The organism is Pseudooceanicola sp. NS-SX8 (assembly GCF_057380755.1).
On record NZ_CM170819.1, the window covers coordinates 4400049 to 4420333 of the forward strand.

The 20285-nt window shown below is 66.6% G+C and carries 20 protein-coding genes; 3 read left to right on the top strand and 17 right to left on the bottom strand.

The features are described 5' to 3' along the window. Nucleotides 1-31 precede the first annotated feature (31 nt). Nucleotides 32-1585 carry a Ppx/GppA family phosphatase gene (locus AC2IR1_RS20215; protein ID WP_486473775.1) on the top strand — a complete coding sequence of 518 codons (1554 nt, stop codon included), beginning with the start codon at nt 32-34 and terminating at the stop codon, nt 1583-1585. 144 nt (nt 1586-1729) lie between these two features. On the opposite strand, the gene AC2IR1_RS20220 is transcribed toward AC2IR1_RS20215, so the two are convergent. The 4 genes from AC2IR1_RS20220 to AC2IR1_RS20235 all read right to left on the bottom strand — a co-directional run bounded on the left by AC2IR1_RS20220 (nt 1730) and on the right by AC2IR1_RS20235 (nt 4341). After that, on the bottom strand, nt 1730-2146 hold the full coding sequence (locus AC2IR1_RS20220) for a hypothetical protein (protein WP_486473776.1): 417 nt from the start codon (nt 2144-2146) through the stop codon (nt 1730-1732). A 55-nt stretch (nt 2147-2201) separates the two neighbouring features. Then, nucleotides 2202-2888: a TerB family tellurite resistance protein gene (locus AC2IR1_RS20225; RefSeq protein ID WP_486473777.1), complete on the bottom strand. Its 687-nt coding sequence runs from the start codon at nt 2886-2888 to the stop codon at nt 2202-2204. Nucleotides 2889-2942: 54 nt separating this feature from the next. Beyond that, a complete protein-coding gene (locus tag AC2IR1_RS20230) occupies nt 2943-3737 on the bottom strand; it encodes a glycosyltransferase family 25 protein (RefSeq protein ID WP_486473778.1) in 795 nt (264 codons plus the stop codon). A 109-nt stretch (nt 3738-3846) separates the two neighbouring features. Further along, complete coding sequence (locus tag AC2IR1_RS20235; RefSeq protein WP_486473779.1) at nt 3847-4341, bottom strand: GNAT family N-acetyltransferase; 495 nt, start codon at nt 4339-4341, stop codon at nt 3847-3849. Between the two features lie 259 nt (nt 4342-4600). Here AC2IR1_RS20235 and AC2IR1_RS20240 point away from each other — a divergent pair, with 259 nt between their 5' ends. Next, on the top strand, nt 4601-5038 hold the full coding sequence (locus AC2IR1_RS20240; protein WP_486473780.1) for a cupin domain-containing protein: 438 nt from the start codon (nt 4601-4603) through the stop codon (nt 5036-5038). Nucleotides 5039-5067: 29 nt separating this feature from the next. On the opposite strand, the gene scpA is transcribed toward AC2IR1_RS20240, so the two are convergent. From scpA to AC2IR1_RS20285, 9 genes are all read right to left on the bottom strand, one after another. Next, complete coding sequence (scpA, locus tag AC2IR1_RS20245) at nt 5068-7197, bottom strand: methylmalonyl-CoA mutase (RefSeq protein WP_486473781.1); 2130 nt, start codon at nt 7195-7197, stop codon at nt 5068-5070. Then, nucleotides 7160-8185, bottom strand: a complete 1026-nt coding sequence (locus AC2IR1_RS20250) for a hypothetical protein (RefSeq protein WP_486473782.1) — start codon at nt 8183-8185, stop codon at nt 7160-7162. Before AC2IR1_RS20250 ends, scpA begins: the two co-directional genes overlap by 38 nt. Nucleotides 8186-8488: 303 nt before the next feature. Beyond that, a complete protein-coding gene (locus tag AC2IR1_RS20255) occupies nt 8489-9388 on the bottom strand; it encodes a hypothetical protein (protein WP_486473783.1) in 900 nt (299 codons plus the stop codon). Between the two features lie 3 nt (nt 9389-9391). Further along, nucleotides 9392-11437, bottom strand: a complete 2046-nt coding sequence (locus tag AC2IR1_RS20260; protein ID WP_486473784.1) for an ATP-binding protein — start codon at nt 11435-11437, stop codon at nt 9392-9394. A 168-nt stretch (nt 11438-11605) separates the two neighbouring features. Then, the gene (locus tag AC2IR1_RS20265) at nt 11606-11812 is read right to left on the bottom strand and encodes a hypothetical protein (protein ID WP_486473785.1); all 207 of its coding nucleotides are present in this window, start codon (nt 11810-11812) and stop codon (nt 11606-11608) included. 424 nt (nt 11813-12236) lie between these two features. Beyond that, nucleotides 12237-12596, bottom strand: coding sequence for a hypothetical protein (locus tag AC2IR1_RS20270; RefSeq protein WP_486473786.1), 360 nt, complete (start codon nt 12594-12596; stop codon nt 12237-12239). A gap of 126 nt (nt 12597-12722) precedes the next feature. Then, nucleotides 12723-12866: a hypothetical protein gene (locus tag AC2IR1_RS20275; RefSeq protein ID WP_486473787.1), complete on the bottom strand. Its 144-nt coding sequence runs from the start codon at nt 12864-12866 to the stop codon at nt 12723-12725. A 327-nt stretch (nt 12867-13193) separates the two neighbouring features. Then, nucleotides 13194-13562 carry a hypothetical protein gene (locus AC2IR1_RS20280; RefSeq protein ID WP_486473788.1) on the bottom strand — a complete coding sequence of 123 codons (369 nt, stop codon included), beginning with the start codon at nt 13560-13562 and terminating at the stop codon, nt 13194-13196. A gap of 24 nt (nt 13563-13586) precedes the next feature. Then, nucleotides 13587-15119 carry an acyl-CoA carboxylase subunit beta gene (locus tag AC2IR1_RS20285; protein WP_486473789.1) on the bottom strand — a complete coding sequence of 511 codons (1533 nt, stop codon included), beginning with the start codon at nt 15117-15119 and terminating at the stop codon, nt 13587-13589. A 284-nt stretch (nt 15120-15403) separates the two neighbouring features. On the opposite strand from AC2IR1_RS20285, the gene AC2IR1_RS20290 reads away from it, so the two are divergent. Next, nucleotides 15404-16621 carry a multidrug effflux MFS transporter gene (locus tag AC2IR1_RS20290; RefSeq protein WP_486473790.1) on the top strand — a complete coding sequence of 406 codons (1218 nt, stop codon included), beginning with the start codon at nt 15404-15406 and terminating at the stop codon, nt 16619-16621. 63 nt (nt 16622-16684) lie between these two features. On the opposite strand, the gene trxC is transcribed toward AC2IR1_RS20290, so the two are convergent. The 4 genes from trxC to AC2IR1_RS20310 all read right to left on the bottom strand — a co-directional run bounded on the left by trxC (nt 16685) and on the right by AC2IR1_RS20310 (nt 20153). After that, nucleotides 16685-17113 (bottom strand): thioredoxin TrxC, encoded by a 429-nt coding sequence (gene trxC, locus AC2IR1_RS20295; RefSeq protein WP_486473791.1) that lies wholly within the window; start codon nt 17111-17113, stop codon nt 16685-16687. A gap of 126 nt (nt 17114-17239) precedes the next feature. Further along, nucleotides 17240-18364 (bottom strand): sugar phosphate isomerase/epimerase family protein, encoded by a 1125-nt coding sequence (locus AC2IR1_RS20300; RefSeq protein WP_486473792.1) that lies wholly within the window; start codon nt 18362-18364, stop codon nt 17240-17242. Between the two features lie 23 nt (nt 18365-18387). After that, on the bottom strand, nt 18388-19209 hold the full coding sequence (locus tag AC2IR1_RS20305) for an amino acid ABC transporter permease (protein WP_486473793.1): 822 nt from the start codon (nt 19207-19209) through the stop codon (nt 18388-18390). Between the two features lie 5 nt (nt 19210-19214). After that, nucleotides 19215-20153 carry an ABC transporter substrate-binding protein gene (locus AC2IR1_RS20310; protein WP_486473794.1) on the bottom strand — a complete coding sequence of 313 codons (939 nt, stop codon included), beginning with the start codon at nt 20151-20153 and terminating at the stop codon, nt 19215-19217. Between the last annotated feature and the right edge of the window lie 132 nt (nt 20154-20285).

Genomic DNA, 20285 nt, shown 5'->3' on the forward strand with positions numbered 1-20285 from the left:
TGGGATGAGACTACCCGGAGGGGCACCGCTCATGGATGGGGACAACCTTCCTGCCACTGCCGAATGGGGGCCCTTCGGCCGCCCGCTCTTTGACGATCCCGAAGCCCGCGCGCTCAGCCGCGTCGGCGTGGTGGATGTCGGCTCGAACTCCGTCCGGCTCGTCGTCTTCGACGGGGCGGCACGCAGCCCGGCCTATTTCTTCAACGAAAAGATCATGTGCGGCCTGGGCGCCGGCCTGTCCGAAACCGGCAAGCTGAACCCCGAAGGCCGCCGCCGCGCCCTGGCCGCGATCCACCGGTTCCAGCTGCTGGCCCACGGGATGGATGCGACCCCGCTGTCCGCCGTGGCCACCGCCGCCGTGCGCGATGCCGAAGACGGCCCCGAATTCGCCAGCCTGGTGGAACGCGAAACCGGGCTGAAGCTCCATGTCATCGGTGGAGACGAAGAGGCCCGCCTGTCGGCCCAGGGTGTCCTGCTGGGCTGGCCCGGCGCCTATGGCCTGGTCTGCGATATCGGCGGCTCCTCGATGGAACTGGCGCGGATCATGGATGGCCAGGTGGGCGACCGCCAGACCTCGCCCCTGGGGCCGCTGAAACTGGCCGACATCAAGGGCGGCAAGAAGGGCCGCCGCGCCTACATCAAGGCAGAGGTCGACAAGCTGGCAGAGGTGATCCCCGCGGACCGCAACCGCCTGTTCCTCGTCGGCGGGTCCTGGCGTGCCATCGCCCGGATCGACATGGAACGACGCGGATATCCCCTGCACGTGCTGCACGAATACCGGATGACCGCCAAGCAGGTGCGCGACACCGTCGCCTGGATCGCGGATCAGGACCTGGACGCCCTGCGCAAGCGTTGTTCGCTGTCCTCCACCCGGATGGGGCTGGTGCCACTGGCCTCCGAAGTGCTGCTGGAAGTGGTCAAGCGCTACAAGCCTCACGACATCGCCGTGTCCTCCTACGGGATCCGCGAAGGCCTGCTCTACGAACAGATGCCGCAGAAGCTGCGCGACCGCGATCCCCTGATCGAAAGCTGCCGCTTCGCCGAAAAGAAGGACGCCCGCCTGCCCGGCTTCGGCCGCACGCTCTACGATTTCATCCTGCCGCTCTTCAAGTCCTGGAAGCCGGAGCGCCTGCGCCTGGTCAAGGCCGCCTGCCTGCTGCATGACGTGACCTGGCGCGCCCACCCCGATTACCGGGCAGAAGTCTGCTTCGACAATGCCACCCGCGCCAACCTGGGCGGGCTGAAACATTCCGAACGGATCTTCCTGGGCCTCGCGCTGCTGCATCGCTACCGCAACCGGCGGGAAGGCACGAAGTACGACGATCTCTTCTCGCTGCTGACCGATGACGAGAAGCTGCAGGCGGAAATCCTCGGCAAGGCCATGCGGTTCGGCGCGATGATCTGGCCCGAGAAGGACACCGAAATCGGCCTGCTGCGCTGGTTCCCCAAGAAAAAGGTGCTGGAGCTGCAACTAACCGAGGGGCACTGGCCGCTTTTCGGTGAAGTCGCCGATGCGCGCTTCCGCTCGCTCGCCTCCTCGCTCAAGGCAGAGGTTTCGCTGAAGCTCGGTGCCACGCGGAGTTGAATTGGCGCTGATCTGGCGCTGATCTGGCGCTGATCCGGAACCGGATCGCCGGTGGAGAGGCCGGGGGCTGCCTGCCCCCGGACCCCCGGGGATATTTTCAGCCATAAAATGGGAGGGGGACGGCGCCTCGCCGGAAATCGGGCGTTACAGGTCGACCGAACCGTCTGGATTGCTGCCCTCGACCGGGGGCAGGTAATCCGGGGCCTCTTCCTTGCGCTTGATCAGGATGTCGCCGTTGGGCAGCACGACCGGGGCCTCGTAATTGGCCAGATCCCCCACCTTGCCGAGCGCCTCGATCAGCGCGGGCCCCATGCGGGCCACGAAGTCCCGCAGCTTCGGGGCGGCGTCGCGGGCGGCTTCGTCCATGCCGTCCAGCGTTTCATCCAGCCCGCCCGACAGACCCTCGAACAGCAACCGCAACCCGTCACGCATCTTGGTGGTATTGTCGGCCTCGGCCTGCGGCGCCCCAGGTGTCTCGGGCGTCTCTGGCGCCTCGGCCAGGGCCGGAAGCGGGGCGGCAAGGGTCAGGCAGACCAGCGGGGCAAGGATCATCCGTTTCATGCCCCAGATATAGGGCGCGGCGGCCCTTGCGCAAAGCCCGGCCACGGGCTGGTGATCACTGCACCGGCTGGCGCCCGCTGATCTCTTCCCAGGCGCGATTGACGTCGATCATGCGCTTTTCGGCCATCTTCACCGCCTCTTCCGGCAGGCCCCGTGCGATCATCCGGTCCGGGTGGCTTTCGCGCACCGCCTCGCGCCAGGCGGCGCGGGCCTGCTCCACCGTCGCATCGGACCCCAGGCCCAGCACCGCATAGGGATCGGGCCGCGCATCGGGCACGAAACGGGACCGGGCACGGCGGAACTGCGCCTCCGACAGGCCAAAGATCTCCCCCACCCGGCGCAGGAAGGCATCTTCCGCCTCGTGGTACTCGCCATCTGCCACCGCGATGGCAAACAGCCCCTCCATCAGATCGCAGAGCACCGGGCTCTGCGGGCCGAACATCTTGGCGATGCGGGCGGCGTAATCCTCGTAACCCGCCACGTCCTGCCGGGCCATGTTGAAGACCCGGGCGGCGCCGGCCTCTTCCTGCGGCGGGATCTGGAAGACCTCGCGAAAGGCCGTCACCTCGTTGCGGGTCACCAGCCCGTCCGCCTTGGCCATCTTGGCGCCAAGGGCGATCACCGCGATGGTGAAGGCAACGGACCGTTCGGGCGGCGTGCGCAGCCGGTCGAAGACGGCAGAAAGCGCCTCTCCCTTCGCAAGCGCCTGCAGCGCCTCAAGTATGCGGGACCAGATGGACATGGGGAAACCCTATCGCCTCGTCGCTCTTGTGTCGTCTCTCGTGTCCGGACAGCCCTAACCGGCGTAGCCCGGATCCATCATCCGCGCCCGTCCGAGCGCCATCAGGCAAAGCTGCTGCGGCAGGCGGTTCACCTCCGTCACGCTGCGGCGCAGATCCGTCTTCCAGGTCCGCGCCGACTTCCGGTCCGCCGCGATGTCGGAGGGGTTGTCCCAGGTCTGCGTGGCCAGCGCGGGCGTGACGATGGCCACCCCCGCCCCGGCGAAGACGGGGGAGACATTGGGCGAGAACAGCAGGTGATCGGCCGGGAAGCGCACCTCGAAACTGCCCTCGACGATCTGGCGCATCACCCGCCGGCGGATCCAGAAGGCCGCCGCGCCCCCGGTGCGCATGTGCAGCGGGCGCAGATCGCGCGGCACCTCGGCCCCCGGCAGGGAGGCCACGGGGTTGCCAAGCAGTTTCAGCGGCTTGCGTTCCTGCCACTTCTCCAGCTGCACCAGGCCGATCTCTTCGGGGATCCAGCTGTCATCGGCGCAGAAGCGGGCGAAATCGCCCGACAGATGCACATCGTCCTGCAGCATGACCACCGCATCGCTGTCCTCGCCCGGCTGCGACAGCAGGGTTTCGAAGCAACGCAGCATGGAGGCCGCATAGGCCTGGCTGCCACGGCCCATGGAAATCACGTGGCCCTCGGTCACCACGCGGGGATGCAACCGCCCCTCGGGCTGGGCCTTGGCGTCCACCGCGGACACCCGCTCCCAGGGCAGGCCCGCAGCGTTCAGGACGGCGCCCATGACCTCCAGCCTGTCGGGGCGGCGGTCAAGGTTCACAAGGTAGATAGGCAGGGTCATCGGGCTCTCTCGGTCATTGCTCTTCGGGCGCGGCGGGCCTTCTGTCCCTCTCGGCGGTCGCCCGGTCCCGGGGCCACCGGCCCCCTTCGGTCACCTGATCCCTCCCGGGTCACAGGATCTTCTGCATCAGCACCAGGTCGTGCCACTGGTCGAACTTGCGCCCCACCTGCGGCATCCGTCCCACCACCTCATAGCCCAGGGTCTCGTGAAAGGCGATGCTGGCCTGGTTGTCGGCCGTGATCGCGCCCACCATCACATGCTGCCCCCGGGCGCGGGCGTGGTCCTCCACCGCCTGCATCAGCGCCCGCCCGGCGCCGCGTCCGCGTGCCTCGGGGCTCAGCATGATCGAATGTTCCATCGTGTGGCGATAGCCGTCGTTGGGGCGGAACTGGTCATAGGTCCCGTAGCCCAGGATCACCCCGTCCTCCTCCGCCAGGAAACTGCCGCGCCCCAGGGCATCCCGCCCCTCGAAATAGGCGCGCATCATCTGCGTGTCCTTCTCCACCGCGCTCAGCGACACCGTGGTATTGCGCACGTAATGGCCAAAGATCTCCGCAAGGGCTGCGTGATCGCGCGGTTCGACGGGGCGGATGGAAAGAGGCATGGGAACTCCGGCACTGGTCGGTCGCAATCTTTCTCGCCGCAGCGCGGAACGCAAGAGCAGATGACCCTGCCACCGCCCGGGGCACGCCGCCCCGCCCTTTGACAAAAGTCGCCTGCGCAACAGCGCTTTTGCGCGAAAATGCCTTTCCTCGCCCGCCACGCTGGGTCTTTCTCGGACCATACGGTCAGGTTTCGGTCAAACCCGGCCGAAAGACAGCGCGGCGCCCCGGACAGGTGACCCGCGCGCAAGGGGGACAGACATGACAACCGCACGCGACCTGATCGACGCGCTGCAGCTGGCGCCGCATCCCGAAGGCGGCTGGCATCGCGACACCTGGCAACCAGACTGGACCGGGGGGCACCGCCCCGGCGTCTCTGCCATCTACTACCTGCTGGAAGAGGGCCAGACCTGCGCCTGGCACCGCATCGATTGTGACGAGACCTGGTACTTCCATGCCGGATCGCCCCTGCGCTGCCTTGTGGCGGACACCGACACCGATGATCCCTGCGAAAGCTGGCTCGGCGCCGACGTTCTGGCGGGCCAGCGGCCCAGCCACTTCATCCCGCGTCACCGCTGGCAATCCGCCGAAGCGGTGCGCGGCTGGACACTGGTGACCTGCCTGGTTTCACCCGCCTTCACCTTTGACGGCTGGGAACTGGGCAGCCCCGGCTGGGCGCCGGGACCGCACAACTTCTGACGCCGGCTTCCCCGGCGCGCCCCGCGCGCTCAGGCGCGCGCCTGGCGGATCAGCTGCAGGATCTCCTGCGCGGCCGCCGGGATGTTGGTGCCCGGGCCGAAGATCGCCTTCACCCCGGCCTTCTTCAGGAACTCGTAATCCTGGTGCGGGATCACGCCGCCGCAGATCACCAGGATATCGCCCGCGTCCTTGGCCTTCAGCGCCTCGATCAGCTGCGGCGCCAGTGTCTTGTGCCCCGCCGCCTGGGAGCTGATGCCCACCACGTGCACGTCATTGTCGATGGCATCCTGCGCGGCTTCCTCGGGCGTCTGGAACAGCGGGCCCACATCGACGTCGAACCCGATGTCGGCAAAGGCGGTGGCGATCACCTTGGCGCCCCGGTCGTGACCGTCCTGGCCCATCTTCACCACCAGCATCCGCGGACGCCGCCCCTCTTCCTCGGCGAAGTCCTCCACCGCCTTCTGGATGGCGGCAAAGCCCTCGTCGCCCTCATAGGCGGCCCCGTAGACCCCGGCCAGTGTCTTGACCTCAGCCTGGTGGCGGCCGAATTCCTTCTCCATTGCCATGCTGATCTCTCCGACAGAGGCCCGGGTGCGGGCGGCTTCGACGGCGGCTTCCAGCAGGTTGCCGCCCTCCTTGGCGCGGCGCGTCAGCTCGTCCAGAGCCGCCTGACAGGCAGCTTCGTCGCGGCTGGCGCGGATTGCCTCCAGCCGTGCGATCTGGCTTTCGCGCACCTTGACGTTGTCGACATCTAGGATGTCGATCGGGTCTTCCTTGTCCTTGCGGTACTTGTTGACCCCGACGATCACCTCTTCGCCCCGGTCGATCATCGCCTGCCGCCGCGCGGCGCTTTCCTCGATCCGCAGCTTCGGCATCCCCGAGGCCACGGCCTTGGTCATACCGCCCATCTCCTCGACCTCCTGCATCAGCGCCCAGGCCTTCTCGATCAGCTCGTTGGTCAGGCTCTCGATGTAGTAGGAGCCCGCCAGCGGATCGACCACATTGGTCACGCCGGTCTCTTCCTGCAGCACCAGCTGGGTGTTGCGGGCGATCCGGGCGCTGAAGTCGGTGGGCAGGGCGATGGCTTCGTCCAGCGCGTTGGTGTGCAACGACTGGGTGCCGCCCAGAACCGCGCTCATGGCCTCATAGGCGGTGCGGATGACGTTGTTGTAGGGATCCTGCTCCTGCAAGCTCACGCCCGAGGTCTGGCAGTGCGTCCGCAGCATCTTGGACCGCTCCGACTTGGCGCCGAACTCGGTCATGATGCGGTGCCACAGGGTGCGCGCCGCCCGCAGCTTGGCGATTTCCATGAAGAAATTCATGCCGATGGCAAAGAAGAACGACAGACGGCCCGCGAACTTGTCCACGTCCATCCCCGCATCCATGGCCGCGCGCACGTACTCGCGCCCGTCGGCCAGGGTGTAGGCCAGCTCCTGCACCAGGTTCGCGCCCGCTTCCTGCATGTGGTAGCCGGAAATCGAGATGCTGTTGAACTTCGGCATCTCGTTCGAGGTGTACTCGATGATGTCCGAGATGATGCGCATAGAGGGTTCGGGCGGATAGATGTAGGTGTTCCGCACCATGAACTCTTTCAGGATGTCGTTCTGGATCGTGCCGGCCAGCAGCGCCTTGTCATGGCCCTGCTCCTCACCGGCCACGATGAAGCTCGCCAGGATCGGGATCACCGCGCCGTTCATCGTCATCGAGACGGAGACCTTGTCCAGCGGGATGCCGTCGAACAGGATCTTCATGTCCTCGACGCTGTCGATGGCCACGCCCGCCTTGCCGACATCGCCCACCACGCGGGGGTGGTCGCTGTCATAGCCCCGGTGGGTGGCCAGGTCGAAGGCGACCGAGACCCCCTGCTGACCGGCGGCCAGGTTGCGGCGATAGAAGGCGTTGCTCTCCTCGGCGGTGGAAAAGCCCGCGTATTGCCGGATGGTCCAGGGACGGCCCGCGTACATCGTCGCCTTCACGCCCCGGGTGAAGGGTCCGAAACCGGGCAGGGAGCCCATGTGCGGCAGATCCTGCGTATCCTCCTCGGTATAGAGCGGCTGAACCTCGATGCCTTCCAGCGTCTTCCAGGTCAGATCCTCCAACGGGCGGCCGCGCAGCTCCTTTTCAGCCAGCTTGACCCAGTCTTCCTTCTTCGAAGTCATCGCCTTGTCCTCTTCTCCTGAGACGCGCGCGCGGGTCTATCCTGCCCGGTGTCGCGGCGCCGTTTTCTCCCGTTTGCTGCGGCTCCGGGGCGGTGGCCCCGGGGTGCGGTCCCGGCCTGGCCTGCTGCCCCATCCAGGGGTCCGGGGCCAGCCGGGCAAGCCCCTCTGCCCCGGCATGCAGCCAGAACAGATCGTCTTGCGAAATCTCCCGCAACGCGGCGCATTGGCTGGCGTCGAAGGGCTGCCATTGCCGCCCCGCCTCGCCGGGGGGCATGCCACGCTCCGCCATCAGCGTCGCGGCATCCGGCGCGCGGTTGCGCCAGTGCCGGGCATGGGTCAGCGGCAATCCCTCGACGCTGTCCCGTCCCAGCATCCGTGCCAGCCGGTGTTCCGGCAGGCCGGCGTAGCGTTCGTGCGGCAGCACCAGGATCTCGACCCCCGGCGCGACCTTGCGCAGCGCCTCCGCCAGGTCGCAGATCACCTCCCGCCAGCTGCGCGGCTGGGTCACCAGCCGGTCCAGCAGTTCGCCCTGTGGCCAGGCATGGCCGCGCGCCACGGCAAAAGCCAGGACCGACCGCCAGTACTGCTCCAGCGAGCGCACCGACAGGACGACCCGCGTCAGCCGCCCGTCGAAGGCCGCCGCGAAAGCCGCCATGCGCGGCCCCGCATCGGCGTAAAGCCGCTGCCGACGCAGGTTTCCCCGCGGGCTGCCCAGCACGTTTTCCTCGCTGATGACCAGCTGCCGCACCCGCCCGGCCTCTGCCTTGGCCAGGTTCAGCGCGATACGCCCCCGGGCGCGTTCGAACTGGCGCGCGGGGCTCAGCGGGCCCGGCGCCGGGATCACCCCGGTCAGCACCCCGCCCCGCACCCGGCGCGGCCCCCAGAACCCGATCCCCGTCCCGGCCAGCGCGGGGGCATTGTCCCGCATGTAGCCCTGGAACGAGGTCGTCGCGGTGCGATGCGCACCGATATGCAGGATCACGTCCATCGACCCGGCCCCCTTTCCCTTCGTTCAACCCGCGCCGCTTATCGGCGGCAGGGATGACAAAGCGCTTAAAGGGCGGATTCACCGCGAATTCGTGGAAAACCCCTGGCGCCTTTGCGGGGGGCAACCAGTCGATTTCCCTTGTTTTCTTGACTTTCCGTGCAAGACTGCCTAGATAAACCCGTCCGACAAGAGTGGCAAAGCCAGAGCAGGAAGCCTCCGATGAACAATCAGCCCGACTTCTACCCCACCGGACCGGTCCAGGGAGAGGAAAATCCCCTGATCTGAGGGCTTTGATAAAGGCACTCATCCCGCAAGATCCGTATTGGACGCCTGGGCAGCCCGGCTTTGCTCAAAGACCTTCGTCTGCTCCGTGACAACCTTGTTCAGATTGTCCGCGTGTTTCGTCTTGCCAAGCGCTCTCAGTGCCTTCTCCACGATACCGGGCAGCGTCGACAGCCTGTCGTAATACATGAAGACCGCGTTCATGCGCCGCGTTGCCGGCAGCTCCCGGAACAGCTCTGAATCCATGCGCGCTTCCATTTCCTGCAGCCTGCGCAGGGTCTGGTACAGATCCATCATCGCGTCGATCTCGCCCTGACGCAAAATCTCCACCTGTTCGATCAGCCGGTTCAGCGTTCCGAAGTCACGCCCGAAGAAGACGAAGACCTTGTAGTCGGCGTCATCTTCGAAGGCCTTCTCGATCTGGGCCTTGACCGTCACCACGTCCAGGCGCGCGGCAAAGTCGCCGTTCTTCAGCATTTCCAGCGCGGTCGCCTCGATCATGTCGCGGCGGCGTTCGGCCTTCTCCTCGTTACGGCGCAGTTCCTGGGCAATCGGCCCGGCGACCCAGCCGAAGGCCACCACGATGGCCCCGATGGCCGCCGGCAAAAGCCGCCCGGCCATCCCCGCCGTGCCCCCCGGGGCGGCGCTCCCGGTGTCGGGCATGAACAGCAACACCCCCGCAATCAGCAGCGCGGCAAGGCTGGCCAGCGGCAGCAGGACCAGCAGGACGATCTGCAACAGGGGCCGGATTTGCGCCCGCTTCCAGGTCGCCAGAAGGCCAAACCCCACCAGGACGAAACAGGCCCCGTGCCCCACCAGGATCAGGTGCTGGGGCAGATGGGGCGCCGCGAAGACAAGCAGGACGACCCCGGCAATCGTGGCGACCAGGCCGCCGCGCCGATATGTCCCGTCCTGCCCCATGGCTCATTCGAACTCCATGATCACTTCGTCCACGGCCAGGCTGTCGCCGGGACCTGCGTTGATCTTGGTCACCATGGCCCTCTTCTCGGCGCGCAGGATGTTTTCCATCTTCATCGCCTCGATGGTGCAAAGGGCCTGGCCCTCCTGCACTTCCTGGCCTTCCTCCACGTCGATCTTCACCACCAACCCCGGCATCGGGCAAAGCAGCAGCTTGGAGGTATCCGGCGGCAGCTTCTCGGGCATCAGCTTCGCCAGTTCCGCCTGGCGCGGGTTGCGCACATGCACTTTCAGGTCCGCCCCGCGCGACCGGATGCGGAACCCGCCCGTCACGTAGTCGACCTTCAGCACCAGCCCGGTGCCCCCCACGACCATCCGCGCAAGGGTGTCGCCCGGGGTCCAGTCGCCCTCGACCCGCAGGACCTCTCCCTGCCCGAAGTCGACCGAGGCGCCCTCGTGGTCGGCGCCCACGGTCACGGCGAAATCGCTGCCCTGCAGGCTGACGACCCAGTCGCTGCCCACCACGCGCTCATGGTTGCTCATCCGCCCGGTGATCCGCGCCTTGCGGATCTCGGCCACCCGGTTCATCGCCGCGCAGGCGGCCGCGATACGCTTCAGCTCGGGCGTGCCAAGGGTGACCCCCTCAAACCCGTCGGGATATTCCTCGGCGATGAAGGCCGTGGTCATCGCGCCGGAGGTGAAGCGGGGGTGATCCATCACCGCCGACAGGAACGGCAGGTTGTGCCCGATGCCTTCCACCTCGAACCCGTCCAGCGCATCGCGCATGGCCTCGATGGCGGCCTCCCGCGTCGGCGCCCAGGTGCAGAGCTTGGCGATCATCGGGTCGTAGTACATGCTGATCTCGCCACCGTCGTAGACGCCGGTGTCATTGCGCACCGCGTGATCGCCCACCGGCGCCTCGCCCTGCCACTTGCCATTGCCCAGAAGCGGGCCCGCGGCCATCTCCGCCGGCGGGCTGTAACGCGTCAGCCGCCCGATGGAGGGCAGGAAGTTCCGGTACGGGTCTTCCGCGTAAAGCCGGTTCTCGATCGCCCAGCCGGTCAGGGTCACGTCGTCCTGGGTCATGCTCAGCGGCTCGCCGTTCGCGACCCGGATCATCTGCTCCACCAGGTCGACGCCGGTGATCAGCTCCGTCACCGGGTGTTCCACCTGCAGGCGGGTGTTCATTTCCAGGAAGTAGAAGTTCTTCTCGCCGTCCACGATGAATTCGACGGTCCCGGCGCTGGCATAACCCACGGCTTTGGCCAGGGCCACGGCCTGCTCGCCCATGGCGCGGCGGGTCTCCTCATCCAGGAAGGGGCTCGGCGCCTCTTCGACAACCTTCTGGTTCCGGCGCTGGATCGAGCACTCCCGCTCCCCCAGGTAGATCCCGTTGCCATGCGCATCGCAAAGCACCTGGATCTCGATGTGGCGCGGCTGGGTCACGAACTTCTCGATGAAGATCCGGTCATCGCCGAAACTGTTGGCTGCCTCGTTCTTCGACGACTGGAAGCCCTCGCGCGCCTCCTCGTCGTTCCAGGCGATCCGCATGCCCTTGCCGCCGCCCCCGGCAGAGGCCTTGATCATCACCGGATACCCGATCTCGCCGGAGATCTTCACCGCCTCATCCGCATCCTCGATCAGACCCATGTAGCCCGGCACGGTCGACACCCCGGCCTCCTGGGCAATCTTCTTCGAGGTGATCTTGTCGCCCATCTTCTCGATCGCACCGACCGGCGGGCCGACGAAGGCGACACCGGCGGCAGACAGGGCCTCGGCGAACTTGGCGTTCTCGGACAGGAAGCCATAGCCCGGGTGCACGGCCTCTGCACCGCTCTCCTTGATCGCCGCCATCACCTTGTCGATGACGATGTAGGACTGGTTCGCGGGGGGCGGACCGATGTGCACGGCCTCGTCGGCCATGGCCACATGCAGGGCATTGCGGTCGGCATCGGAATAGATGGCGACGGTCGTGATGCCCATCTTGCGCGCGGTCTTGATGACGCGGCAGGCGATCTCGCCCCGGTTCGCGATCAGGATCTTCTTGAACATGTCTGTCCCCTTCCCCGAGGTCGTTTTAGGTCAGTCACCGCGCCCGCGACCGGGGTGGCGGCGCATACGAAAAGCCCCCCGTCACGCAGACCGCGCGACGAGGGGCTGAAAGCCGTTTCGAATTGGCAGGCGCCACGGGCCATGCGGCCCGGGCGCGCGGCGCTCAGATCAGTTGCAGGCGCCGGGGTTGGACTGGCAGTAGGCCACGTTGCCGGCTGCGCCGACCAGGGCGCCCGTGCCCGCGCTGCCACCGGTGACGGCTGCGGCGCCAACGCCTGCTGCACCACCGATGAGGGCCTGCTCGCCCATGGTGTCGCCGCATGCGGCCAGGCCGGAACAAACGATGGCTGCTGCGATCCAGGATTTCTTGAACATGTGTCTCTACCTTCTTTGAATACCTTCCTGCGGTATGTAACGCGAAGGTGCCGCAAAGGTTCCCGGCTGTTAACAGCCCTCTGCTTGACGCGGGGGTTTTCCGCCGATGCCGGCAGATCCCCGCCGCGCGCGCCGGCCCGGACGGTCAGATGCACCGCCCCCGAAGAAATGGTGGCCGACGGAATTCCAACCGATGGAATGGCGGGCAAAACAGCAGGCAAAAGAACGGGCGACCGCGTATAGGGGACAAGCGGCCGCCCGGAAAGGGAAGGGTAACGGTATAGACAAGTCACCGCCGCCGACAGGGCGCAGGCGGGGGCGACGGGATCCATGCTGCCTGCCCGACCCGACCGCGCAAGGGCGCATACCGCGCCCCCCGCGATCCCGGCCGTTTTCCGCTCGGCAACCATGGACCCCGGCAGGTTCACGCCCAGTCCTCCTCTTCGAAGGCGCCCGGAAATGCGGCACGGGCCGCGGCCTCGTCCAGCACCAGCAGCGCTTCGTAGCTCTCCGGATCAAAGGGCTCCTCCGCCGGCAGAACCTCCCGCTCGAACAGCCAGCTCAGCCGCCCGGCGTCCAGGTTGCCCCGCTCGAAGGGCTGATCGCCAAAGGCCTGCCACAGGGCCGCAACGAACCCCTCGTCCGCGCGCTTGTCGGGCGCGCGACGGTCACGGTAACGCTCGCGCCGGATGATCGGCGTGATCCCCTTGGGATTGGCGCGGCGGATGGTGAACTGGAAGTCCGTACCCGGAAGACGGCCCGGGAAACCGCGGTGCTTCAGCATGCTGCGCCCTCCGTCCGAAGGATCGCAGCGCCCGGGATCGGCGACCCGTGGCAGGCACGGGTCATGGCCCCGGCAATGGCACCGGTCAGGAGGGCAGGCGCAGCCCGCCCCCCGGCCCGCAGGCGCTTACTTGTACTTGCCGGTGTAGACCGGCTCGGACGAGATCGGCTCGGGCTGGACGACGACGTAATCGTCTTCCGCCGGCTTGGAGCAGGCTGCAACGCCGGCGACGAAAGCAACGGCGAGGGCGAAGTGGATGCTCTTGGACATGTGAGGTTTCTCCTGTGATGCCTCTCGCAGGACCGGGGTTCCTCGAACCCTTTGGAAACGGTTCCCGCGACTTGGGCCGATACGTAGCGGCCTCTGGGGCCAAGTCTAGCCGAGGTGCGGGAGTTTTCATATCTGGGTGCTGTCATGGCCTGTGCCTGTGCCCTTCCCTGTGCTCCGAAAAGCTCAGGCTGATAGACAGCTGCGCAGCCTGCCGCAACATCTTGTTTCACAAGGCTGCACGACCCAAGATCCGGACCCGGCGCCAGGCCCCTGTCGGGCCCGGAAACCATGCAGATCAGGGCGCCCTGCCCGGCGCTTCGGCGGAAATCAGCCATTGGCCCGCCTCCCCGCGAAAGTGATCCAGCGTGCGCGCTTGGCCGGATTCGCCAGCAGCGCCGCCAGCGCCTCCCGGTGGCGGGCAGAGACGGGCCCGGCGACCTCGCCCCCCGCGCGCAGCAGCACGAAACCGGCCTTCTGCTCCACCCGCACGGCGGGGGCAAAGCCGCGCAGCCCCTGCAGGGCGCGCCACATGTCCTGCCGCACCTGGTGGGCGACACGGGTCAGGCTAAGCTCCCCCGCGCAGGGCAGCTCCGCCTCGACCGCGAAGTCGAAACGCACGGGCAGACGGCGCGCGATCGTGACCGCGTCCTCCTCCCTCACCCTGTGCCAGCCGCCCCGGCTCTTGCCCCGCGCCATCTCATGCTCCTCCCGACAACGCCCTCACAGCGGGATGTTGTCGTGTTTCTTCCAGGGGTTCTGCAGCTTCTTGCCGCGCAGGCTCGCAAAGGCGCGGGCCACCCGGCGCCGGGTCGACCGGGGCTGGATCACCTCGTCGATGAAGCCGCGTTCGGCGGCAACGAAGGGATTGGCGAAGCGGTCCTCGTAATCCTTGGTGTGCTGCGCGATCTTCTCCGCATCGCCCAGGTCGGCACGGTGGATGATCTCGGTCGCGCCCTTGGCGCCCATCACCGCGATCTCCGCCGTGGGCCAGGCGTAGTTGAAATCGCCGCGCAGGTGTTTCGAGGCCATCACGTCATAGGCACCGCCATAGGCCTTGCGGGTGATCACCGTCACCTTGGGCACCGTCGCCTCGCCATAGGCGAACAGCAGCTTCGCGCCATGCTTGATCACCCCGCCGTATTCCTGGCCCGTCCCCGGCAGGAAGCCCGGCACGTCGACAAAGGTCAGGATCGGGATCTCGAAGGCATCGCAGAAGCGCACGAAACGCGCCGCCTTCCGGCTCGAGTCGATGTCCAGGCAGCCTGCCAGCACCATCGGCTGGTTCGCCACCACGCCCACGGTCTGCCCTTCCAGGCGGATGAAGCCGGTCAGGATGTTTTTCGCGAAATCTTCCTGGATCTCGTAGAAATCGCCCTCGTCCGCGACCTTCAGGATCAGCTCCTTCATGTCATAGGGGCTGTTGGCGTTTTCCGGGATCAGCGTGTCCAGGCTGCCCTCGATGCGGTCGACATCATCGAAGAAGGGCCGCACGGGCGGCTTTTCACGGTTGTTCAGCGGCAGGAAATCGACCAGGCGGCGGACCTCCTCCATCGCTTCCACGTCATTCTCGAAGGCGCCATCGGCAACGCTGGACTTCTTCGTGTGGGTGCTGGCCCCGCCCAGCTCCTCGGCCGTGACCACCTCGTTGGTGACGGTCTTCACCACGTCGGGGCCGGTCACGAACATGTAGCTGCTGTCCTTCACCATGAAGATGAAGTCGGTCATTGCAGGGGAATACACCGCGCCACCCGCGCAGGGGCCCATGATCACGCTGATCTGCGGCACCACGCCAGAGGCCATGATGTTGCGCTGGAACACGTCGGCGTAACCGGCGAGGGAGGCGACGCCCTCCTGGATCCGCGCACCACCAGAATCGTTCAACCCGATGACCGGCGCGCCGTTCTGCACCGCCATATCCATGATCTTGCAGATCTTCTGCGCGTGGGTCTCGGACAGGGAGCCGCCGAAGACGGTGAAATCCTGGCTGAAGACATAGACCATCCGACCGTTGATCGTGCCCCAGCCGGTGACGACGCCGTCGCCGTAGGGGCGCTGCTTCTCCATGCCGAAGTCGGTGCAGCGATGCGCGACGAACATGTCGAATTCCTCGAAACTGTCCGCATCCAGCAGCAGTTCGATCCGCTCCCGCGCGGTCAGCTTGCCCTTGGCATGCTGCGCCTCGATGCGTCGCTCGCCCCCGCCAAGGCGGGCCGTCTCGCGCCGCTGGCGCAGCTCTTCCAGGATATCCTTCATCGCGCTCTCCCTCCATGTCGGGCCCCGCCGGGCCCATCGGGGACGGGCCTTCCGGACGGCCCCTCCCTCCCGTGCAGATCCCGTCCCGGTCCCGCCCGGCCGCGCCGGACTCACCCGGCCAGCCCCGCGAAGTCCCAAGGACCATAATCGCCCCAAACCCCCGCAGGAAAGGAAAAAGGGGCAAATTTGCAAACTATTGGCCGCGCCTCATCTGCAAATTGCAAAACAGCAAACTACGTGCAAACCGCATGGACATGCACGTTTCACGCGACTAGCAGAATTGCATGACAAATCCCCAAGCCCGCCGATTTCTGGATCGGACCACGCCGCCCAACCTGACGACGCTGATCCTTCTTGCCGGGATCGGGGCGATGACGATGAATGTCTTCCTCCCCTCCCTGCCAAAGATCGCCGCGCATTTCGAGGTCGATTACAAGCACGTCCAGCTTGCCGTCGCGGGCTACCTGGCGGTTTCGGGCTTCCTGCAGATCTTCATCGGGCCGCTGGCCGACCGGTACGGGCGCCGCCTGGTGCTGCTGTGGTCGCTGTCGATCTTCATCGTGGCGACCTTCGGCTGCCTGCTGGCGCCCAACTTCACCCTGTTCATGGTGTTCCGCCTGACCCAGGCCACGGTGGCGGGCTGCATGGTGCTCTCGCGCGCGATCGTGCGCGACATCAACACGCCGGACCGGGCGGCGGCGATGATGGGCTATGTCACCATGGGCATGTCCATGGTGCCGATGTTCGCCCCCGTCCTGGGCGGGATGCTGGATGAACTCTTCGGCTGGCAGGCCTCCTTCTGGGTGCTCTTCGCCTTCGGGATCGGCATCTTCGCCCTGACCTGGGCCGACCTGGGCGAAACGGCCAAGCCCTCCTCCCTGTCGATCCTGCGCCAGTTCGGCGAATACCCCGAGCTGCTGAAATCCCCGCGCTTCTGGGGCTATTCCATGGCTTCCGCCACCTGTTCGGGCGCCTTCTTCGCCTATATCGGCGGCGGGCCCTTCGTGGCGACCAATGTCTTCGGCCTCTCGCCCACGCAGTTCGGCATCTTCAACGCGGTCTGCGGCATCGGCTACTTCGCCGGCAACTGGTTCACCGGTCAGCAGGCCGCGCGCATCGGCACCAACCGGATGATCGTCGGCGGCGGCGTCATCGTCTCCGCCGGGATGATCCTGTCGCTCGTACTGGCCTACGCCGGGATCGGCGGCCCCTACAGCTTCTTCGGCGCGATGATCTTCGTGGGCTTCGGCTCCGGAATGACGATCCCCTGCGCCAACGCCGGCATGCTCTCGGTCCGGCCGCACCTGGCGGGCACCGCTTCCGGCCTGGGCGGGGCCATGATGATCGGCGGTGGCGCGGCGCTCTCGGCCTTTGCGGGCTCGCTGCTGCACCCCGGCTCCGGAGCCTTCCCGCTGATCTGGCTGATGCTGGCCTGCGGCCTCGTCTCCCTGCTCTTCATCGGCATGGTCATGCGCCGCGAACGCCGCATCGGCCTGGCCTGATCCACGAACTCCCAGAAAGCACCCCCGGGGGCCGCGCAGCTTTCCCGCACGCGGCCCACGACCTCAGACGCTTTTCACCCAGCTGACGATATCCGCACTGCGTTGCGCCCCCGACTGTCGGCGCCGCTCCTTGCCCTGGGCGAAGGCGACCATCGTCGGGATGCCCCGGATGCCATATTTCGCCCCGGCGGCCTGATGGTCCTGGGTGTTCAGCTTCACCAGCCGCGCCTGGCCGTTCAGCTCGCTCGCCGCGCGGGCAAACTCGGGGGCCATCATCCGGCAGGGGCCGCACCAGGGCGCCCAGAAGTCCACGACCAGCGGCAGATCATCGTTGCGCGCGGCCTTCTGCAGGATCGCGGGATCGACCTCCGACACCTTGGCACCGGTCAGCTTGGCACCGCAGGTGCCGCATTTCGGCCCCGCCGACAGGCGCTCCGCGGGGACGCGGTTCACCTGACCACACTCCAGGCAAGTCACTTTCATTCCGGCCATCACGTGCCCTCCTGCTCTTTGCTCCAGATATATTCATGCAGCAGGCAGGCGCAAAGTCCCCGGGGGCCTGAATTTCGCGCCCCGGGGTGTTGCCCTTCGCCACCCAGGCCCCCATCAAAACCCGGTTCAGACCAGATCGGGAAGCGGGAGGTCAATCGCCACGCCGGACCGCGCCGCGCAGGCCTTCACATGGTCGGCCGAGCGCCGGATGTAGGCGCACGCCTCGGCATAGCGGTAGCTCCGCTTTTCATAGGTCGGATAGCCGTAGTTGCGGGCTTCATAGGTGGCCCAATCCTCGATCTCTCCGCGCTCGATGCGGGCCTCATACCCATCCACCAGCACCATGTAGGCCTCGTATTCTTCTGCCGTCAGGTCGGGATGCACCGCGCGCCAGATGGGATCGTCCAGCTGGATGCACTGGCGCGGGTTGGCGGCGCGGGGCTTGTCGTCGCAAGACGCGGCCATCTCCAGCGACAGGTTCAGATCGGGGTTCGCCCTGGCCAGGATCGGCAGGATCGCGTCGAAATCCACCACCCCTTCGCCACAGGCACGACCCTGGAAGTCGAAGCCGCCGGGCGCGCGGGCCACGTAGGCGTCCTTGATATGGGTCTGGCGGATGTAGGGGGCCAGGCGTTTCGCGGCCCATACCGGGTGCTCGCCGCGCTGCAGCCCGTTGGCGGTGTCGAAGACGGCACCGGTCACGTCCTCGCCCACGGCCTCGATCAGGCGCAGAATCTCGAAGGAGGTGATCTCGTCATGGGTTTCCATGTTCATGTGGCTGCCATGGGCGCGCAGGACCGGGGCGAGCCGGTGCATGATCTTCTCCATCGCCGCCAGCTGGTCGGCCCAGTCGATGTCGGTGCGGAAGCGGTCATTGGCAAGGCGGCCCGGGAACTGGCCCTTGAAGTTGCCAGGCGAAATCCAGAGCTCGTGCAGGCCGATCTCGGCCGCGACCTCGATCATCCGGGTCAGGCCCGCGAGGATGTCACCATTGCCGGCGGCGCGCAGCTCGGGCGCTTCGGCGGAACAGAAGGGGTTGATCTTGCCCAGCCCCCCTTCAAGGTACATCCCCATCCCGTCGGCCTTGGCCTTCAGCTCGGCCAGGAACCCCCGGTCGAGGCTGGGCGACATGTCGAGCATGGTGGGGAAGAAGATCCCCGACAGGCCCATCTCCGCCACGTGATCCAGGCTTGCCATCTGGCCACGCGTCAGGGCTTCCGGCAGTTTCTGCCAGTCGATTCCGAGTTTCATGTGGGTGATCCTTCAGTCGGGTGTCAGGCGTTGTGCCCCTTGGGCGCAAAGCGTTTTTCAAGGTAATGCTGGCCCACCTGCGCCACCGTCGTGATGGCGAGGTACCAGATGGAGGCCACGAAGAGCAGTTCGATGACCAGGAAGTTGGCGGAGTAGATCTGCTGCGCCATGGTCAGCAGGTCCCGCATCCCGATGACCGAAACGATGGCACTGGCTTTCAGCATGCCGATCGCCTGGTTGCCGGTGGGCGGGATCACCAGGCGCACAGCCTGGGGCAGGATGATGGTGCGCATGATCTGCAGTGGCTTCAGGCCGAGGGCCGATGCCGCCTCTCGCTGGCCCCGGTCGACGGCGCGCAGGCCCGCGCGGATGATCTCGGACATGTTGGCGGCCTCGTGCAGGCCCAGGGCCAGGAAGCCCGCGATGGCCGGGGTGATCAGCATGTTGATGTCCCAGGGGCCGACGTAGGGCACGAAGAGGCCGATGTTGAACCACAGGAAGATCTGCACGATCAGCGGCACGCCCCGGAACCACCAGACGAAGGCGGCGGCGATGGCGCGCAGCACCGGGTTGTCGCTGATCGCCATGGCGGCCATGACCGCACCCACCACGATGCCAAAGACCATGGCCCCCACCGTCAGCTCCAGCGTCAGGACGATGCCGTTCAGGATGCGCGGATCGAAGAGGTAGCCGGGGATCTCGCCCCACTGGATGCTCTGGCTTTGCGCCACGACCCAGACCATCGCGGCGATCACCGCCAGGGCGGCACCACCGGTCAGGACTTGCCCCCATCGGATCTTCAAGGCGGCGGGAGGGGCGCTCGAGATGCTGTCGATGGGGGCCATGTGCTTTACTCCAGGGGCATGGAAGCTGCGTCGTTGACCTTCACGGTCTCGACGGCGAGCGGGCCAAGGCCCCACTTCTGCATGATCTGGGCGTAGCCGCCTTCATCGACCATCTGCTGCAGGGCCGCGACCACGGTGTCGCGCAGCTCGGGATTGTCCTTGGAGGTCAGCATGCCGAGGTAGCCCACGGCAAGGCGGATGTCGGGCAGCGCCTGCAGGCCGACGCCCTTACCCACCTGCTTTTCGGTGGTGTAGACGCTGGTTGCATAGCCATTGACCGTTGCATCGGCACGCTTGGTGCGCACGGCCTGCAGCACGTCGGGCATCTTGGGCAGGGACATGATCTGCATCGGCTCGGTGCAGCTTTCGGCGAACTTGGTCACCAGGCGGTTCTGGAAGGTCCCGACGGGCACGGCGACGCGCTTGCCGCACAGATCGTCCATGGAGGTGATGTTCAGCGGGTTGCCCTGCAGCACCATGATGGTGGTCGCGTCATACATGTAGTCGATGACATCGACCTGCTTTTCCAGCTCGGGATCGTCGTTGATGCCGGAAATGGTAATGTCGAAACGCTTGGAGAGGATCGCGGGAACGATGCCAGCGCCTGCGCCCAGATCGGTCATCTGCACTTCCACGCCCAGGATCACGCCCAGGGCGGCGGCGATATCGGCGTCGATGCCCACCAGCTTGCCCTGGTCGTCGTGGAAGCTGATCGGCGGGGTCAGGTCGGTCGCCACGCGCAGGACGCCGGCGTCGCGGATCGCGGCGGGCAGCTGGGCTGCCAGCTCGGGATTGGCGGTGACGCCGGGCAGGGCTGCGGTCTCGTCCGAGGCGGTCATCGTCTCGGTCATGCCCTGCGCCTGAGCACCGGATGCGGCGAGGGTCGCGGCAAGCACCGGCCCAAGGGCAAACTTGGTGAGGGTAGACTTGAAGAAGCTGTTCATGAGGAGGATCCCTGTTGTCAGGCGCGCCGTTGCTCGACGCTGCAGGATCACGATTCACCTCACGAACAAACTTTCGCAAGTTTATTCGAAACTTTTGCCGCAGGATTTCCGGATGAAAATGAAAAGGCGCCC

Coding starts and splice junctions, on each gene's coding strand:
- AC2IR1_RS20215 (WP_486473775.1), top strand. CDS start 32: ATGGATGGGGACAACCTTCCTGCCACTGCCGAATGGGGGCCCTTCGGC.
- AC2IR1_RS20235 (WP_486473779.1), bottom strand. CDS start 4,341: ATGCCTCTTTCCATCCGCCCCGTCGAACCGCGCGATCACGCAGCCCTT.
- scpA (WP_486473781.1), bottom strand. CDS start 7,197: ATGACTTCGAAGAAGGAAGACTGGGTCAAGCTGGCTGAAAAGGAGCTG.
- AC2IR1_RS20280 (WP_486473788.1), bottom strand. CDS start 13,562: ATGGCGCGGGGCAAGAGCCGGGGCGGCTGGCACAGGGTGAGGGAGGAG.
- AC2IR1_RS20265 (WP_486473785.1), bottom strand. CDS start 11,812: ATGTTCAAGAAATCCTGGATCGCAGCAGCCATCGTTTGTTCCGGCCTG.
- AC2IR1_RS20250 (WP_486473782.1), bottom strand. CDS start 8,185: ATGGACGTGATCCTGCATATCGGTGCGCATCGCACCGCGACGACCTCG.
- AC2IR1_RS20285 (WP_486473789.1), bottom strand. CDS start 15,119: ATGAAGGATATCCTGGAAGAGCTGCGCCAGCGGCGCGAGACGGCCCGC.
- AC2IR1_RS20310 (WP_486473794.1), bottom strand. CDS start 20,153: ATGAACAGCTTCTTCAAGTCTACCCTCACCAAGTTTGCCCTTGGGCCG.
- AC2IR1_RS20230 (WP_486473778.1), bottom strand. CDS start 3,737: ATGACCCTGCCTATCTACCTTGTGAACCTTGACCGCCGCCCCGACAGG.
- AC2IR1_RS20255 (WP_486473783.1), bottom strand. CDS start 9,388: ATGGGGCAGGACGGGACATATCGGCGCGGCGGCCTGGTCGCCACGATT.
- AC2IR1_RS20305 (WP_486473793.1), bottom strand. CDS start 19,209: ATGGCCCCCATCGACAGCATCTCGAGCGCCCCTCCCGCCGCCTTGAAG.
- AC2IR1_RS20225 (WP_486473777.1), bottom strand. CDS start 2,888: ATGTCCATCTGGTCCCGCATACTTGAGGCGCTGCAGGCGCTTGCGAAG.
- AC2IR1_RS20270 (WP_486473786.1), bottom strand. CDS start 12,596: ATGCTGAAGCACCGCGGTTTCCCGGGCCGTCTTCCGGGTACGGACTTC.
- AC2IR1_RS20275 (WP_486473787.1), bottom strand. CDS start 12,866: ATGTCCAAGAGCATCCACTTCGCCCTCGCCGTTGCTTTCGTCGCCGGC.
- AC2IR1_RS20290 (WP_486473790.1), top strand. CDS start 15,404: ATGACAAATCCCCAAGCCCGCCGATTTCTGGATCGGACCACGCCGCCC.
- trxC (WP_486473791.1), bottom strand. CDS start 17,113: ATGGCCGGAATGAAAGTGACTTGCCTGGAGTGTGGTCAGGTGAACCGC.
- AC2IR1_RS20260 (WP_486473784.1), bottom strand. CDS start 11,437: ATGTTCAAGAAGATCCTGATCGCGAACCGGGGCGAGATCGCCTGCCGC.
- AC2IR1_RS20240 (WP_486473780.1), top strand. CDS start 4,601: ATGACAACCGCACGCGACCTGATCGACGCGCTGCAGCTGGCGCCGCAT.
- AC2IR1_RS20300 (WP_486473792.1), bottom strand. CDS start 18,364: ATGAAACTCGGAATCGACTGGCAGAAACTGCCGGAAGCCCTGACGCGT.
- AC2IR1_RS20220 (WP_486473776.1), bottom strand. CDS start 2,146: ATGAAACGGATGATCCTTGCCCCGCTGGTCTGCCTGACCCTTGCCGCC.